The following is a 17,741-nucleotide window of genomic DNA, read 5'->3' as shown; positions in this document are numbered from 1 at the left end:
CCATTCGGTTTCTTTTTAATGTCTTTCATTTGTCTGCTAGGTTCATAGTTCTAAAGGTCTCAAAATTGGAGGTAAATTAACGCTACGGCAGCAACTGTCATAATAATTAATGCTGTAAATCCTAGAATATTTGTTAAGCTTCCATTTACGTTTTCTCCCATTATTTTTTTGTTATTCGAAATGTGTAAGATAATTGCAATTAGAACAGGAGCGGTTAGTCCATAGAGAATGGCTGTATAAATCAATGATTGAATGGGAGTAATACCGATGTAGTTTAGTGATAAGCCCAGTATCAACGAAATAGCAATGATGACATAAAATGCTTTGGCTTCATGGAATTTTTTATCAAGACCTTGTTCCCATCCAAATGTCTCTGTAATGATATAAGAAATAGAACCACTCAAAACAGGAATTGCAATAAGCCCCGTTCCGATGACACCAATAGCAAAAAGAAGATACGCTAAGTCACCGGCTAATGGTTTTAATGCCATTGCCGCTTGTTCTACAGTGTCAATTTGATGGATGCCGCCTTTAAATAAAACAGTTCCGGTAGTAAGAATGATAAAATACATAACAAATCCTGAAATGGTCATTCCAAAATCTACATCTTGGTTAATCTCATAAATTATTTTTTTATTTACAATCAAATGTTTCCTTTTGCTTTTCATTTCTTCAACCTCTACCGATGCTTGCCAAAAGAAAAGATAGGGGGAAATCGTTGTGCCAAGTATTCCCACTATAATAGCGATAAAATCTTTGTTAAATTTTATAGTTGGAATAAAAGTCGCTTTAAGAATTTCTGTGAAATCCTGTTGATACAAAAACGGAACGATGAAATATACCAACATTACAATGCACAAATATTTTAGAACAGATGCAATCTTTTGGTATGGCAGATAAATGATTAAACCAAGAAGTATAATCGTGAAAAGAACACTGAAATAATTAGCATCAATAGCTGGAAATAGCAGGTTACCCACAGCACCCATACCTGCAATATCAGCACCAATATTCATTACAATAGCAGGAAAGCTAAACAACAGCATTAAATATAAAATAGGTCTGGGATAGTGTTTTTTTAGCGTTCCTGTCAAGCCTTGTGAGGTTACTAACCCAATTCTCGCGCACATCTGCTGAATAGAAGCCATCAGGGGAAAAGCAACAATCGAAGTCCATAATGTTGCAAGTCCAAATGCTGCACCTGCTTGAGAATAAGTTGCAATTCCAGACGGGTCATCATCACTTGCACCTGTCACAAGACCTGGCCCAAGTTTTTTCCAACTGCTAAAAAGTTTTGATGAAAATGTTTTCTTTTTTTTCATTTTTTCAGTCGTTATTCTATGGTAGGCAAAAGCACAACCAAGAGGAGTAGTAAAGCAGCAGAGATATTTATTCTCATGAAAAGCTATGGATATGATAGGGTTAACGGGGTTCCTATAAGTTGCTTATAAGGTACTGAGGCTAGGCGGCAGTTGCGTAAAGTTATTACAAAATTTCCCAAGTACAAAAGGTTTTTAGGAATCCGTTAGGATTGTGACAGTTATATAAATATTGGCCATAAATAAACGCTCTTAATAGGTTGTCAAGCAAAGGCTATTTCTGTTTTTGAGAAATAGTTGTATATTTTCCAAACTTTATTCCCTTTTAAGGGTCTAATAAGAACAAATGATTTGTTTAATAATTATTTAAAATAAATTCTAAATTAATTAAATATTGGCTAACGAAGCAGATTTCATAAGTAAGTTAATTAGTAATAATCAAAAAGATAAAGCATTTAAACAATTACTTGAACTTTATCAAGTGAGGTTGTATTGGCATATTCGAAAATTAGTTATTACTCATGAAAATACAGATGACGTGCTGCAAAATACTTTTGTTAGAATTTACAAAAGCTTGCCTAATTTTTCGCAAGAAAGCTCTTTGTATACTTGGATGCATAAAATTGCCTATAATGAATCCCTTCGTTTTTTAGAACAAAACAAAAAAAAACACCATATTTCAATAGATGATGTAAATAGAAGATATCTGGACAATTTAGTAGAAGATTCTTTTTTTGAAGGAAATGATCTTCAGCTCAAATTGCAAACTGTTCTTTCGGAATTACCGGAAAAACAAAGGCAAATATTTAATATGAAATATTATGATGATTTAAAATTTCGGGAAATAGCAGCTATTTTGGGAATAAAAGAAGGGACAATAAAAACATCCTATTATAATTCTGTCAAGCATATTGAAAAGAACATTTCAAAAATTAAACTTTTACCATTAAAAAAGGTTTAATAAAAAAAAACTAAATTATTTAGCACTATCATGGAACGAAATATAAACAAAGATTTAAAATTGCGTCAGTTGGATGATGAAAAATTAACCAAAATTCATAAGGAAGATTTAGGTTTAAAAATACCGGAAGATTATTTTTCTCAATCTAAAAATGAAATTTTGAACAAGCTTACAAAAAAGAAAGAAACAAGAGGTTTTCATTTTTATAGAAAAAGAGCAGTATTGACAATAGCAGCTGCTATGGCTCTGTTTTTTAGCTTAAAGATTTATAAGCAATATTCTTATTCAAAAATGAATCAAATTCCAATGACTGTGTCCGATACTATTGATCGACTGGAAGGCGGAAGTTCTTTTTCAACACTCTCAGACACGAATTCAAAGGAGGGAGAAGACAATTTAAATACTAACAAGCTGATGATTAAGGAAGGCGATATTTTGGTAAAATCACTATTTATTGAAGATAGCGAAATTGATCAATTTATTATCAATTATATGTTAGAAGACCTGTAAAATTAAACTATTTTGCTAGAAGCTTAAAACTTTTTAAAAAAGTGAGGGTCTAACCAAATGAACGTTCAAAAAACAAATAAAAATCATTAAAAATAATTAAAGATGAAATCATTAAAAACAATTACAGCAGTCGCATTTATGCTTTTTCTAGGAATTTCTAATGTTGAAGCTCAAAAAAGTACTACAATCACTACTTTTACAACTGAACAACAAAAACTGGTGCAAGAACAACGCGATCTAATGACCGCAAACAGAGAAGCATTCAAAGCTTCCCTTACAGCAGAACAGCAAGCAATTTTAAATGATCCGTCTTTAAATAAGCAACAACAGCATGCGGCTTTAGTAAAGACATTTACAGAAGCTCAAAAAGCAATTTTGACAGAAAACAGAGAAAGTGCCAAGGCGCTTAAAAAAGAGTTCGTAAATGCATTGACAACCGAACAACGTCAACAAATACGTGCTCAAAATGGTACTAAAATCAGTGAAACAGCAAAAGAATCAAAAGGACGTAATGTAAGACGAAATTAAAACTGTTTTTTATTTTATAATATAGCCAAGTGGTTGAATTTTTTTCAATCACTTGCTTTTTAATTTTATTTCTTAATGAAAAAATTCCTTGTCCTACTTTTATGCCTTTCAGGAGTGTTTCTTTCTTTTTCGCAAGAGTTACCATCCAAAGAGCAAAAGACAAATGATGTAATTGATGATCTTTTTGAAAAAGATCAAATTATAGATGAAATCTTAGCCTCTTTAACGAAATATCAATTTTTATATCTTTCTGCAAATTATAATAACGACACTTATTTTTCAGGACGCGATATTGGGATTAAACAATACAATATAAACCCAAAAATAACCTACATCCATTTCTCCGGAATTTATGCAAACATTTCAGGGAATTACTATAGTGAGCTTAAACCAAAATGGGATTTAACTACTGCAAGCTTAGGTTATGGAAAAAGTTTTGGCAAAAAGAAGGCATTTAAATATTATGTGTCTTATTCAAGATATTTTTACAATAATGATCTTGATAATGCTTTCAGCAATGATGTAAGTATTGGAATTGGGATTCGAAATAATAAAAAAACTTTAGGCACGCAATTATCCGGCTCCTACTTGTTTGGTGATGAGCAGTCATTTCAGATAGCTTCAATTAGTTATGTTACATTTAAATTATTAAAAACAAAAAATACACAATTGGATTTCAAACCGCAAATAAGCATTATTGCTGGTGATCAAACTATTGAACTGGCAAGGAGTTACGTTCAAAATGGACAATTAATTACTGATATTACAAAAAACAATGTTTTTAGTCTCATAAATACACAACTGAGTTTGCCTTTAGAATTTAATGTTAATTCATTTGATTTTCAACTAGGGTATAATATCAATTTTCCTACTGCAATTGGGGATGAGCCCAAGCTAAAAAACACAAGTTTTTTTAATTTTTCAGTAGCTTATTTAATTGCTTTGTAGTAAAAGGAAAAATGGATGAATTAGAAAGTAAGTATAAAATTTGATCTACATTTCTTTTTTTTGCTATTTCCAATGCTCTGCACGCAATGAAGCTATGATATGTGTTTCATATCCATCATTCTATGTAGAATTCTAAGAATATCAATTTCTTTTACAGAAACTATGCGGTAAAAGATAATAGGTTCGCCAATTTTATAGCCAAGTACCTCTTTTTTCACAATTTCATATGGCTTACCTAAGTTTGGTTTATTGGCTAATTCCTGGCAAGAGTCTATGAGTAAGGAGTAATAAATCTCGGCTTGATTTTCTGAGCAAGTTTTTACTGTATAATCCCAAATTGTTTGTTATTAAATTTAATGCCCTGCAAATGCTGTCCCGAAAATTCCAACAGCGAGTTCCGCCCAAATTAGAAAAAGCACTATAAAAAGAGCGATACAAGCTGCTATTCTATATTTGGTAGTTTTTCCCTTTCTCAAAATAAGTTCAAGTGTCAGTCCTGCACCAAACAGTAGAATAGCTGCTGCAATAAAATCTAATGAAGTCCATTTTACTTCATTAGTAAATTGCATTGCGATTAGTGGTATAAGCAGCATAATTGTTGCACTAAGCATAATACCGACAAGTCTTTTATTCGATTTACTTGTTAACGTTTGATTCTTTTCCATTTTGTCTATTTTTTGTTTTAAACGTAGCTTTTACAAAAATGGTATCACTGATGCTAAATGTTTGTCTGTTCGCGATAATTTTTTTCTAAAAGTCTGCAGAGTGATTGTCCGCTCACCAAAAGCTGATAGAAACACTAGCGTTGAAATTTATGTCAAAGTCCGAAAGAAGTCCTTCAGCGGGAAGTCTACGGATGATTTCACAAACAATCGGCATTCTACGGTCTCTAACATTGCTGGCAAAGTCAATCTCTAAAAACCGCTATAACATTACCATCAAATATAGCAAAAAACTGATTTAAAAAGAAGATTATTTTTATATTTGAGAATGGGACAGTTCACCGTAATTTCAAGTCAACAAATGCGTTTTTCAAGTTTAGAAGACATACGTCCTTTATTTTAAAAATTAGCAATAGGAACGGGCTTTAGCCCGTTTTGGATATTGAATAAAAAATTGGATTAAGCCAGAATATAGATTAAGTTTTGGCTAAAGCCCCTTTAAGAATTCAATTTTAACATCGGGCTAAAGCCCGACACAATTGACAATAGTTTAAATTTTTGAAATTCAGCACATTACCAAAAAAAAAACTAACAATCAAACTCAACTTGTTTGTAATCCTCATTATAAATCATAAAAACACCCATGAGTTTTTCGCACGACTTGAATATATTGCGTGAATTAGATGTTTCAAACAACATTTACTATTATGGAAAAAGTTCAATTCGAACAGCTTATTTCTGTAGGATGCGGAATAGCGTTAGCAATTTTCACAGTCAACTTAAAAAGAATACTCAAATTAGAATATGTAATCTAATATCCATTTTGCTAAATGAACCTCTGTAAGTTTAAAACTGACTCATACAACCTACAATAAAAAACAGTTACAAAAAATAAAACGCTTATAAAGGATGTTTGCAATCCTGTTATAAGCGTTTTTTTATTCTCTAGAAAAACACACTAATCAAAATAAGAGAGGTTTTTCAGTGGCTTCGACTTAATCTCACCCGTTTTTTTATTTATTGTATTTTGTTGTATTTCTTTTTTTTCAACATATCTGAAGCCGTTTGATAAAAGGAAATTGTTTCATTAATCAAATCTTCTCTTTTTGTAGGCAAAAGTGTTTGCTCGTAATAGATTTGAAAATCAGTTTCGACACCTTCTTTGGGCACTAAAGTCAGTTGGAATTGTTTGACTTGTTGTTTAGGCGAAATAATGGTTAAAACATTATCTTTTATCATCCCTAAATCTTGATAAGTTGCTATTAAAGCTCTTGGCTTATATTCAGGTTTCAAAACGTCCTGACCAAAAAACTTACTTTGGTAGTTGAAATTCAAAAGTCCGAACAAGGTAGGCATAATGTCAATTTGTGACATTAGATTAGTATAGTGTTGTGGTTGAACAAAACCGGGACTGTAAATCATGGCCGGAATTCTGTATTTATCTACGGGAAGTTCTGTCTTTCCGGCGCTCGAAGCACAATGATCGGATACGATGACAAAAACAGTATTGGCAAACCAAGGTTGTTTTTTAGCCATAGTAAAGAATTTTTTTAAAGCATAATCCGTATATTTTACTCCTCCGTCACGTGACTTTGCATCACCAGGAATATCAATTTTGCCATTAGGGTAAGTAAAAGGTCTGTGGTTGCTTACTGTCATCCAATGATTGAAAAATGGTTTTCCTGACTTTGCTTCTTCGTTCATCACACTGATTGCTTTGTCAGCCATATCTTCGTCGCAAACTCCCCAGACATTAGAGAAGCTTATTTCATTTGGTTTTAATGTTTTCTTGTCCACAATGTCATAGCCATTGCCACTAAAAAAATCTTCCATATTGTCAAAAAAGGCATCTCCTCCATAAAGGTATTTTACATGATACCCTTTTTGTTTAAAAACACTTCCCGTTGTAAATTTATCTTTGTTGTCTTTACGTTTTACCACACTTTCACCAGCAGTAGGAGGTAAAGATAGGGTGACAGCCTCAAGACCACGTACAGTTCTGTTACCAGAAGCATAAAAATTAGTAAACACTAAACTTTGGCTAGCCAAACTATCTAAAAATGGAGTGATATTTCGATCATTTCCATACATTTTCATAAAATCTGCGCTATAACTTTCAATAGTAATTAAAACTACATTCTTGTGATTTTCTGCTGCCGCACTTTTTATCTCTCTTAATGTCGATTCCCCTGTAATTGAAGGTATTTGTGCAGCTAGCAGGGCATAAGCTTCTTTTTCGAGTAGAGTTTTGTAAAATTTAAAATAATCTAACTCACTATTCATAAAAGCCAAATAGAACTTATAAATTCCATTAGCCTGTAATTCATTTGAAAAAATGTTTTGAGAATTCTCTTTTGTGGCTAAATAAGGAATCGCTAATAATGACAATCCAAATAAAAGAAAATAAAGACCTGAAATTTTTATTTTCTCCACAAAGCTTGGAATGCTGTCAATATAGTTTCTGGAACCTTTGATAATAAAATAAGTAACAATAGCGGCAATTAGAAATAATCCCGTAAATAAAGGAATAACAGGATAGGATTCCATAATGTTTCCTATTACTTCATTGGTATAAACCAAATAATTAACAGCTATAAAATTATATTTTACTCCAAATTCATTCCAGAAAAAGTATTCGCTTATGGCGTTTTGCAAAATAAGAACAACAAATAAGAACAGAACAAATGAAAACAACCAAAACCTGATTTTGTCTCTATAGTTTGGTAAAAAAAGGAATAAGGCAAATAAAATGGTTTTTATGCCCACGAATATCAATCCTATTTCAGGTAATGCACCTCCGTACTCGTTGAGAATAGATTTTCCTGAAATAATATATAACAGTAAAGCAATAAGCAATCCTAATATTATGTAACCATAAGGTTTTAAATATTTAGCATTGGATATAAAGATAAGATACAACCAAAGAAATCCACTCGCCAGAATAAACACAAAAACATCAGAAACCAATCCGTAAGAGAAAATTTTCAGCGCATCTGTCCAGCTAAAGGAAGCTTGCGTTATGGGATGAAAAAGCAATACTATCCTTAAGATAAAACTTATTATAACGTAAAAAAGAATTAGGTTATAAAAAGGCGTTAATTTTTTTAAAAATGTCATATACGTTTAATTTTTTTGTAAAAATAAGTAATTTGAGACTACAAAGTTGCTAATTTTCGGTAGTATTATATTCTTAATTTTAGCTTAAGAATAAACACTTAAAATAATAACTACAGCATATTTGAGTTAAATTTGTGTAGGTTTTCAAATACCACAATACGTTCTTTATACAATTTTAAATAAATTTAAATGAAAAATAAAATCACCTTTCTATTATTATTCATTACTGCCATGGGGTATTCACAAGTTTGGAACACTAATTTCAATCTTGCCAAAGAAGATTCCCTTTCGAAAAACATACCCATTTTACTCGTTTTCTCTGGATCAGATTGGTGCGCTCCCTGCATAAAATTAGATACAAATATTTGGCAATCAGCTGAATTTAAAGCTTATGCTGCAGAAAAACTAATTTTAGTACGGGCTGATTTTCCTAAGAAAAAACAAAACCAATTGCAAGACCAGATCAAAAAACAGAATCAAGATCTTGCTGAGATCTACAATAAAGAAGGCATCTTTCCTTTGGTTCTGCTATTGGATAATACTGGAAAAATTTTAGGAGCCACTAGTTATAAAAATGTACCTCCAAAGGAATATATCAGCTTGTTAAATTCTTTTATAAAACCTTAACAATGCGACAACTAAGTATGTTTTTTTTCTTTTTAACAGCTATAGCTTCGGCTCAAGTCACTCAAAAAAGAACTTTATCGATGCTGGGAAGCCCATTTGAAATGATAGTAGTCGCCAAAGATATTCCTGAAGCCGACCATTATATCGATATGGCGGTGGCTGAAGTTTCAAGAATCGAATATTTAATTTCCGATTGGATTCCTACAACCCCAATATCAGAAGTAAATAGAAATGCAGGAATAAAACCAGTAAAAGTTCCTCAAGAAGTGTTTGATTTAGTGGGAAGAGCAATAAAAATATCCGAATTGACTTCCGGGGCATTTGATATCAGTTATGCCTCAATGGATAAGATTTGGAAATTTGACGGTAGCATGAAGCAGATGCCAACAGCTGAGGAAATTAAGAAATCAGTTTCTAAGGTGGGATATAAAAACATTCTATTAGATTCAAAAAATACCACGATATTTCTCAAAAATGAAGGGATGAAACTAGGATTAGGAGGCATAGGTCAAGGTTTTATTGCAGATAAGATTAAAAGCATGCTTGTGGAAAAAGGAGTGGTCGCAGGGATAGTAAATATTTCAGGAGATATCAATACTTGGGGAAAACAAATAAATGGAGAAAAGTGGAAAGTAGGCATAAAAAATCCTTTAAATAAGGATAAAATCTTCGCTACTTTTCCTTTGGAAGATAGTGCTGTTGAAACATCAGGAAGTTATGAAAAGTATGTTGTTTTCAACGGAAAACGCTATTCGCACATCATTGATACCAGAACAGGATACCCAGCCTCGGGGGTTATTAGCGTTTCTGTTTTTGCAAAGTCTACCGAATTAGCAGATGCTTTGGCAACCGGAATTTTTGTCCTTGGAGTCGATGTAGGCCTCGATTTAATAAATCAATTACCCGGAATAGGTTGCATTTTTGTAGAAGACAATGGCAAAATATCGGCTTCAAAAAATATTGACTTAAAAAAATATAAAGATGAATAAATGGCTCTTTTTCTTAGTTTTATTACTCGCTTTGCAATCTTGTGTAGCAGTAAAGGAATACGATAAATTATACATTAATGATCCTGATATGAAATTGGCAGCTAAACCAGCCGAAAAATATGAGACAACATTCCAAGTGTATCGAGAAGCTGCCGCTGGCGCAAATGGTGGAAAAACAGGTGGTGGTTGTGGATGTAATTAATCTAGCGAAGATGAAAAAAGTACTAATAACAGTAGTTGTTTTAATGAATCTAACTGCTTTTGCCCAAGAAAAAAATACTCCAACAGCTTTTAAAAAAAGAGTATTAGAAAATGCAGAAGTTGATTTTTTATTAAGTTATTACAATCAAGATGGAACACATTCTCCTGTTAGTGGAGGAATAGGCTCAGAGAAACTAACAGATATTGCTTCAAATATTGTGGTTGCAGTTCCTCTTAATGAGGATGATGTTTTAACAATTGATGTTGGTGTGTCATCCTATACTTCGGCTTCATCAAGTAATATAAACCCATTTGATAATGCCACTAGTAATGGAGTTTATGGGACACCTTGGCAATCGTCTTCCGGTGCTTCCAAGAGTGATCAATTGGCTTCGGTTTCGGCCAATTACAGCCATAGTTCGGATAATAGGAATACCCTATGGAACGCTGATGTTTCGTTTTCTAATGAATTTGATTATACTTCCATCGGTTTTGGAGGCGGTTTTACTAAATTATTTAATGAAAAAAATACAGAAATAAGCTTGAAAGCCAATGCTTACCTCGATCAATGGAGACCCATTTATCCAATAGAATTGCGCGAATATTCTATGTATGGCGCCAATTTTCAAAATAATGGTCTTTTCTCAGGAGTTCCTGTTTTAGATCAAAATGGCAATCAGTCAACAGACTATTCGCCTTCGGCATTTACTCCTTATACCAGTTCGAATCGAAATTCCTATTCGGCTTCGATCTCTTTCTCTCAAATTTTGACCAAGAAAATTCAAATGTCTGTATTTATGGATATTTTGAAACAAGAAGGTTTGTTAGGAACTCCTTACCAAAGAGTTTATTTTGCTGATAAAGCAAACTTTTATATTGGTCAATCCCAATACATTCCGGTTTATAATTCAGAAGCCAATAAAGGGGTTTATCATTTGGCTGACGACAAGGAAAGATTGCCTAATTCCCGTTTTAAAGTGCCTATTGGGGCGCGAATTAATTTTTACATCAATGAATATATGGTTGCAAAAACCTATTATAGATTTTATAAAGATGATTGGGGAATTCAGGCGCATACTGCATCAATTGAATTGCCTATTAAAATAAATTCTAAATTTACGGCTTATCCCATATATCGCTATTATACACAAACAGCATCGCAATATTTCGCTCCTTATGAACAACATATTTCTACAGAACAATATTATACTTCTGATTATGATTTGTCAAAATTTAACAGCAATCAATATGGTTTAGGCTTTACCTATACGGATATTTTTACCAAGGCAAAAGTCTTTATTTTAGGCTTAAAATCAATAGATTTCCGATTGAATCATTATCAAAGAAGTGATGGCTTATCAGCAAATATTGCTTCTTTTGGATTTAAATTTGAAGTACAATAAAAACAATTAGGTAAATGCATATTTTAATTGTCGAAGACGAATTGGGTATTGTTCAATTCCTACAGCAAGGCTTAGAGGAAGAAGGCTATCAAATCAGTACTGCAGCAGATGGAGCTCAAGGGTATGAATTAAGCCAAAACGAGCCTTTTGATTTGATTCTACTCGATTGGATGTTGCCTAAAATGACTGGCATAGAAGTATGCAAAGCCATACGGGAAAAAGATAAAATAACTCCAATAATTTTTTTGACAGCCAAAGATACGGTTCAAGAAACAATTGAGGGGCTAAAAGCGGGCGCCAATGATTACATCAAAAAACCGTTTAGCTTTGAAGAACTAGTGGAACGAATAAAAATTCACTTTAGAAATCAACAGCAAGACGAAATTTTAACTTTGGGTTCCATTGAAATCAATCTCGCCCAATATCTTGTTTTGGTAAACGAAGAGGAGGTTTCTTTGACCCACAGAGAATTTGAACTCTTATGCTATTTAGTCAAAAATAAAGGCAAGGTATGTACTCGAAATCAAATCATTGAAGATGTCTGGGACATCCATTTTGAATATGACACCGGTGTCATTGATGTTTTTATGAATGCCATTAGAAAAAAACTGAATTTAAAAATAGAACAAGACTATATTAAAACCGTTCGAGGTGTAGGTTACATCGCTAACGACTAACGCAATATGAAAGAACTTTCCTTTAAAAACAGAATTGCTTCTCATTACATTATCACTACCGCACTTTTGATTTTTGTGGTTTTCTTTGTGATTTATTCTATCGTAAAACTAAGTGTTTATAATCATGTGAACACTGATATTTCAAAAGAAGTCAATAGTCATTTAGAAGAAATCGAAATCAAAAACAACACTTTTCATCTTATTCACATGAAAGAATGGGAGGAAAGAGAGCACAACACTGTTGATGTCAATCCGGTATTTATTCAGTTTTTAAATAAGAAAGGGGAAGTTTTTGAAAAATCGCCAAACTTAAAAAATGAAACCTTATTTTTTGATAAAAGCATAGCCGACAATGTTTTGTTTGACACCAAGATTTTGAACAATAAAATTCGTCAAATTCAAGTTCCTATTTTTCAAAACGACCAGATTATAGGCTATTTGATGATCGCCATGTCGCTGGAAGGCGCTTCGATGGTGCTTCAAAATTTATCCGAAATATTAATTATCGCTTATCCTCTAATTCTTCTGATTTTGTTTCTCATTGCCCGATTTATTGCGGGAAGAAGTATAAAACCAATTAGCGCCATTATAGAAACTTCGAATATTATCACAAAGGATAATTTAAAATCCAGAATTCTGCTGCCGCAAAAACAGGATGAGTTATATGTTCTGTCCCAAACAATTAATAAGCTTTTGGATCGTATAGAAACAGCAGTAGAACGAGAAAGACAATTTACCTCAGATGCTTCCCATGAACTGAGAACGCCTTTAACGGTCATAAAAGGAACCTTGGAAGTTTTGGTTCGAAAACCCCGAAACCAAGAAGAATATCAGGACAAAATCAACTATTGTGTCAAGGAAGTGAATCGCTTGAATAATTTAGTTGATCAATTGCTCTTGTTGGCGCGATATGAAAATCAATCCGTGCAAATTGAAAATATATCGTTAGATACAATAGTATTGGATGTAATTTCGAGATTTTCGACTGCCATTCAGTCCAAAAATATTCAAGTGATTACTCAGTTTTCGAATGATGTCTATGTTAAAAGCGACCGTTATCTAGCCTCGACGATTATTGAGAATATTGTTTCAAATGCGATTAAGTATTCGAATGAAAAGGGGCAATTAATGATTCGCTTAACGGAATCCGGAGGGAGAATTTCATGTCATATTTCTGATACTGGAATTGGAATTCCAAAAGAAGATTTAGAAAAAATATTTCATCCTTTTTATCGTTCTAAATCGACCAATCATCCTGAAATTAAAGGAACGGGATTAGGCTTGTCCATTGTAAACCGTTTATGCAAGTTGTTGAATATTTCTATAGTAATTACAAGCGAGGAACATATAGGAACCCAAGTCGTATTGTATTTCGATTAAGCTCCATTTAAGCATTACTTAAGACAATCTTAAGTTAATTCCTATCTTTAAATTTTACTTTTGAACAATAAAATAAAATATAAATGTTAGAAAAAATTATAGCTTTTAGTTTAAAAAACAAACTTATCATTTTGTTGTTTACGCTTGGAATTTCAGGATTTGGAGTTTATTCTATTTTCAAAATTTCCATTGGTGCCATACCTGATGTGACTAATAATCAAGTTCAAGTTATCACCACTTCTCGCAATCTTTCTACTCAAGACATTGAGCAATACATTACCTATCCCGTAGAGATTGAAATGGCCAACTTGCCCGGTGTGACTGAAATTCGTTCTATCTCAAAATTTGGATTATCAGTAGTAACCATTGTTTTTGACGAAGAGTTAGGAACTTACTTACCGAGACAATTAATCGCCGAAAAAATAAAAGCCGCTTCAGAAAAAATACCGGAAGGTTTTGGAACTCCCGAAATGGGACCAATAACAACGGGACTTGGCGAAGTGTACCAATATACAATTGAAGTAAAACCCGAGTTCAAAAACTTATATTCGGTTACTGATTTAAGAACGATACAAGATTGGGTTGTAAAAAGACAATTATCCGGAATAAAAGGAGTTGTAGAAATTAACACCTGGGGCGGATTTTTAAAACAATACGAAATTGCCATAAATCCATCACAGCTAAAAGCGATGAATATTGCTACTACAGATGTTTTCACGGCGCTCGAAAAAAACAATAGCATTGCTGGAGGTGCTTATATTGAAAAAGTAAATCAAAGTTATTTTATTCGTGCTGAAGGAAAAGTAAAATCATTACAAGACATTGAAAATATAGTTGTTAAGAATACCAATGGAGTTCCTGTATATATTAAAAATGTAGCAGAAGTTCGTTTTGGTCATGCCAATCGTTTTGGCGCAATTACTGGAAATGGTGAAGGCGAGAAGGTTTTAGGTCAGGTGATGATGCTCAAAGGAGCCAATTCAAAACAAGTGATTAATGATGTAAAAGATAGAATTGCTTTAATTGAAAAGTCTTTGCCTGAAGGTGTTTATATCAATGGTTTTCTGGAACGCAGTGAGTTAGTGGGAAAAACAACTTTTACAGTCGCCGAAAACCTTATTTTAGGTTGTTTGATTGTCATTTTTGTAGTGGTTTTGCTATTAGGAAATTGGCGTTCAGGACTGGTTGTCGCTTCGGTGATTCCATTGTGTTTGCTGTTTGCTATTTCTTTGATGAATATTTTTAAAATTGATGCCAACTTAATGAGTCTCGGTGCCATTGATTTTGGAATTATAATTGATGGAGCGGTAATTATAGTCGAATTTATCGCCTTTCAAATCGCCAGTAAGTCGGCAAAATTGGGGCCGCTTTCTAAGAAAGAGCAACAACTAGAAATTGATAAAATTACCCATAAAAGCGCTTCCAAGATGATGAATTCGGCTATTTTTGGCCAGCTTATTATCCTGATTGTTTTCATACCTATTCTTTCCCTTTCTGGTGTCGAAGGCAAAATGTTCAAACCCATGGCCATGACTTTTAGTTTTGCCTTGGTAGGAGCCATGCTGTTTTGTTTTACCTATGTACCGGTAATTTCTTCTTTGTTTTTAAAACCAAAAGAAGAAAACCCAAATTCGTTATCGAGTAGATTAATTCAAAAACTGAATTCTTGGTACCTACCTATAATTAGTTGGGCTTTGGTGAATACTAAAAAAGTGTTGTATGCTGCTTTAGGATTGTTAGTTTCTGCTGTAGTTTTATTTGCTACAATGGGAGGAGAGTTTATACCAACACTTGACGAAGGTGATTTTGTAATTCAGCCTGTTTTAAAAACGGGGACTACATTGACTAAAACAATTGCTATTACGACCCAAATGGAAAAAATCATACTCAAAAACTTTCCGGAAGTAGAGCAGGTTGTCAGTAGAATTGGTGCTGCCGAAGTTCCTACAGATCCGATGAGTATGGAGGAAAGTGATGTAATTGTGAAATTGAAGCCCAAATCGGAATGGGTATCGGCATCGAGCAAAGATGAATTGGCCGATAAAATAAAGGCAGCCATTGAAAAACAAATTCCAAATATGGAAATTGAGTTTACCCAACCCATTGAAATGCGTTTCAACGAATTAATATCAGGTACAAGATCTGATGTGGCAGTTAAGGTTTTTGGCGAAGATTTGAATGTTTTGGCTCAAAAAGCGCATGAAATTAAAAAAGCAATAGAAAAAGTAGAAGGAGCCTCAGATGTTATCATCGAAAAAACTGAGGGTTTACCGCAAATGACGGTACAATACGACCGTTCAAAAATTGCACGCTACGGATTGAATATTTCAGATTTGAATGAAATGATCGCTCTTGGCTTTGCAGGAAAAACAGTTGGAAATGTGTTTGAAGGTGAAAAACGTTTTGATATGGTTATTCGTTTAGATCAAAACAATAGAACGGGAATTAATGACTTGAAAAATCTCTATATTTCCGCCCCATCAGGTCAGCAAATTCCATTGGAAGAATTAGCAACAATTGATTATACCGAAGGTCCTGCCAAGATTTCCAGAGACAACACCAATCGTAGGATTGTGGTGGGAATCAATGTTCGTAATAGAGATTTACAAAGTGTAGTTACCGATATTCAAAAAATCGTCGACAACCAGATCAAGTTACCCACTGGTTATTATGTACAATATGGTGGCCAGTTTGAGAACTTGGAAAGTGCCAAAGCACGTTTAATGATTGCTGTTCCTATTGCTTTATTATTGATTTTTATCTTATTGTATTTTGCCTTTGGTTCTATCAAAGAAGCCTTGATGGTTTATTCAGCGATACCACTTTCGGCTGTGGGAGGAATTTTGTTTTTGTGGATGCGAGACTTACCGTTTAGTATTTCTGCTGGAGTTGGCTTCATTGCCTTGTTTGGAATTGCAGTTTTAAACGGAATTGTATTGGTTGAACACTTTAAAGAATTGAAACATCAGGGAATGAATGATATTGATGAACTTATTTTGAAAGGAACTACAGATCGATTGCGACCTGTAATATTAACAGCAGCAGCGGCTGCATTAGGATTTTTACCTATGGCTATTTCATCATCGGCAGGAGCCGAAGTCCAAAGACCGTTGGCAACAGTAGTAATTGGAGGCCTGTTTACTGCTACCATTCTTACGATGATTGTATTGCCAATTTTGTATAAAATATTTGACACAAAAGAGTTCAAAAAACCAAAATTCAAGAAAAACAAAGGTGGTACCTATATGATGTTGCTTTTATTGAGTTCTTCATTTGCTTTCGCTCAAACGGCAAATTCTGAGTTGGATCAATTGATCGCAACCGGAATTCAAAATAATAAAGAGTTAAAAGCGCAGCAATTGCAGGTGGATAAATACGAAGCTAATATAAAAAGTGCCTACACCTTCGATAAAACAAACCTTTATTACAATAAGGATAATAATAATTTAGCTTTTAATAATCAACCTTTAAACGTTATTGGTATCCAACAAAGATTTGCATTTCCAACTGTTTACGGAGCACAAAAAAAAGTGTATACCGCTGAATACGAAAAAGAAAAAGCCAGTTTTGAAATACAAAAAAGCAAACTGTCTTTAGAAATTTCTAAGGTGTATCAGCAAATTGTCTATTTTCAGCACCAAGAGAAATTGTACGTCTATTTAGACAGTTTGTATCAAAATTTCTCTAAAGCCAGTGACAGACGTTTTGAATTAGGAGAAACAAACTATTTAGAAAAAATTACCGCTCAAGCTAAATTCAGACAAATAAAAACCAAGCTGAATCAAATTGAATCAGAAAAGAAAGCGCAGTATGCTGTTTTACATTCTTTGATACAAAGCGATGAAAAAATCGTCATTTCGGCCAGTGCAATCAGTCCATTATTCATTACAATGGATACAAGAAATGAATCAATTCAAAATACTTATTTAGAAAGTATTAGCACAAATTACAAAAACCAAATAAAACTACAAAAACAACATTGGTTACCCGATATTAATTTAGAATATTTTACGGGTTCCAATAAAGGATTATCCCAATCATTGAATGGTTTTCAGGTTGGAATAGCGCTTCCCATTTTGTTTTCGGGCAATATTTCCAAAACTAAAGTGGCACAACTCGAATGGCAAAGTTGGGAACAACAAAGGCAAAACCAAACCCAAAAAAGAAGTGAATTTATCAATCAAAAAAAGAATGAACTGGCCAAGTATCAAGAAGCGATTAATTACTATGCTCAAGTTGGAAAAAAATTATCCGATGAAATCATTAAAGTAGGGAATCTCAGCTACAAACATGGAGAAATTGATTTCTTTCAGTACATCCAAAGCTTAGAAAATGCTTCCACTATTCAAGTAGATTATCTCGATAATGTACTTCAATTTAATAAAACCCAACTTGACATTCAATACCTTAATTACTAAA

The 17,741-nt window shown here is 33.2% G+C and carries 15 protein-coding genes; 11 read left to right on the top strand and 4 right to left on the bottom strand.

The features are described 5' to 3' along the window. Window positions 1-59 precede the first annotated feature (59 nt). A complete protein-coding gene (locus BUB25_RS08805; protein ID WP_072943135.1) occupies window positions 60-1,322 on the bottom strand; it encodes an NRAMP family divalent metal transporter in 1,263 nt (420 codons plus the stop codon). Window positions 1,323-1,713: 391 nt separating this feature from the next. Between BUB25_RS08805 and BUB25_RS08800 the strand changes: the two genes are divergently transcribed. From BUB25_RS08800 to BUB25_RS08785, 4 genes are all read left to right on the top strand, one after another. Continuing rightward, window positions 1,714-2,280, top strand: coding sequence for an RNA polymerase sigma factor (locus BUB25_RS08800; protein ID WP_072943133.1), 567 nt, complete (start codon window positions 1,714-1,716; stop codon window positions 2,278-2,280). Between the two features lie 30 nt (window positions 2,281-2,310). Next, window positions 2,311-2,790 carry a hypothetical protein gene (locus BUB25_RS08795; protein WP_072943130.1) on the top strand — a complete coding sequence of 160 codons (480 nt, stop codon included), beginning with the start codon at window positions 2,311-2,313 and terminating at the stop codon, window positions 2,788-2,790. A gap of 102 nt (window positions 2,791-2,892) precedes the next feature. Continuing rightward, entirely contained in the window at window positions 2,893-3,318 is a 426-nt protein-coding gene (locus BUB25_RS08790) for a hypothetical protein (RefSeq protein WP_072943128.1), read from the top strand. 75 nt (window positions 3,319-3,393) lie between these two features. Further along, entirely contained in the window at window positions 3,394-4,266 is an 873-nt protein-coding gene (locus tag BUB25_RS08785; protein WP_072943126.1) for a hypothetical protein, read from the top strand. Window positions 4,267-4,358: 92 nt separating this feature from the next. Here BUB25_RS08785 and BUB25_RS08780 read toward each other — a convergent pair whose 3' ends face one another. The 3 genes from BUB25_RS08780 to BUB25_RS08770 form a co-directional block, all read right to left on the bottom strand. Further along, window positions 4,359-4,604 (bottom strand): type II toxin-antitoxin system RelE/ParE family toxin, encoded by a 246-nt coding sequence (locus BUB25_RS08780; RefSeq protein ID WP_072943124.1) that lies wholly within the window; start codon window positions 4,602-4,604, stop codon window positions 4,359-4,361. Window positions 4,605-4,619: 15 nt separating this feature from the next. Further along, window positions 4,620-4,931, bottom strand: a complete 312-nt coding sequence (locus tag BUB25_RS08775) for a hypothetical protein (protein WP_072943122.1) — start codon at window positions 4,929-4,931, stop codon at window positions 4,620-4,622. 1,014 nt (window positions 4,932-5,945) lie between these two features. Then, window positions 5,946-8,045 carry an LTA synthase family protein gene (locus tag BUB25_RS08770; protein ID WP_072943119.1) on the bottom strand — a complete coding sequence of 700 codons (2,100 nt, stop codon included), beginning with the start codon at window positions 8,043-8,045 and terminating at the stop codon, window positions 5,946-5,948. 189 nt (window positions 8,046-8,234) lie between these two features. Here BUB25_RS08770 and BUB25_RS08765 point away from each other — a divergent pair, with 189 nt between their 5' ends. From BUB25_RS08765 to BUB25_RS08735, 7 genes are all read left to right on the top strand, one after another. After that, window positions 8,235-8,672 carry a thioredoxin family protein gene (locus BUB25_RS08765; protein WP_072943117.1) on the top strand — a complete coding sequence of 146 codons (438 nt, stop codon included), beginning with the start codon at window positions 8,235-8,237 and terminating at the stop codon, window positions 8,670-8,672. Between the two features lie 2 nt (window positions 8,673-8,674). Beyond that, window positions 8,675-9,661: an FAD:protein FMN transferase gene (locus tag BUB25_RS08760; protein WP_072943115.1), complete on the top strand. Its 987-nt coding sequence runs from the start codon at window positions 8,675-8,677 to the stop codon at window positions 9,659-9,661. Next, window positions 9,654-9,863: a DUF4266 domain-containing protein gene (locus BUB25_RS08755; RefSeq protein ID WP_072943113.1), complete on the top strand. Its 210-nt coding sequence runs from the start codon at window positions 9,654-9,656 to the stop codon at window positions 9,861-9,863. The genes BUB25_RS08760 and BUB25_RS08755 overlap by 8 nt, the downstream gene beginning before the upstream one ends. A gap of 10 nt (window positions 9,864-9,873) precedes the next feature. Beyond that, on the top strand, window positions 9,874-11,265 hold the full coding sequence (locus BUB25_RS08750) for a DUF3570 domain-containing protein (RefSeq protein WP_072943111.1): 1,392 nt from the start codon (window positions 9,874-9,876) through the stop codon (window positions 11,263-11,265). A 14-nt stretch (window positions 11,266-11,279) separates the two neighbouring features. Further along, window positions 11,280-11,942 (top strand): response regulator transcription factor, encoded by a 663-nt coding sequence (locus BUB25_RS08745; protein WP_072943109.1) that lies wholly within the window; start codon window positions 11,280-11,282, stop codon window positions 11,940-11,942. Between the two features lie 6 nt (window positions 11,943-11,948). Further along, a complete protein-coding gene (locus BUB25_RS08740) occupies window positions 11,949-13,322 on the top strand; it encodes a sensor histidine kinase (RefSeq protein WP_072943107.1) in 1,374 nt (457 codons plus the stop codon). 83 nt (window positions 13,323-13,405) lie between these two features. Continuing rightward, complete coding sequence (locus BUB25_RS08735) at window positions 13,406-17,740, top strand: CusA/CzcA family heavy metal efflux RND transporter (protein WP_072943105.1); 4,335 nt, start codon at window positions 13,406-13,408, stop codon at window positions 17,738-17,740. The last annotated feature ends 1 nt before the right edge of the window (window position 17,741 follow it).

Origin of the sequence: Flavobacterium granuli (assembly GCF_900129705.1) — a bacterium.
Taxonomy (GTDB): domain Bacteria; phylum Bacteroidota; class Bacteroidia; order Flavobacteriales; family Flavobacteriaceae; genus Flavobacterium; species Flavobacterium granuli.
This window is presented reverse-complemented; position numbering and strand designations above follow the sequence as displayed.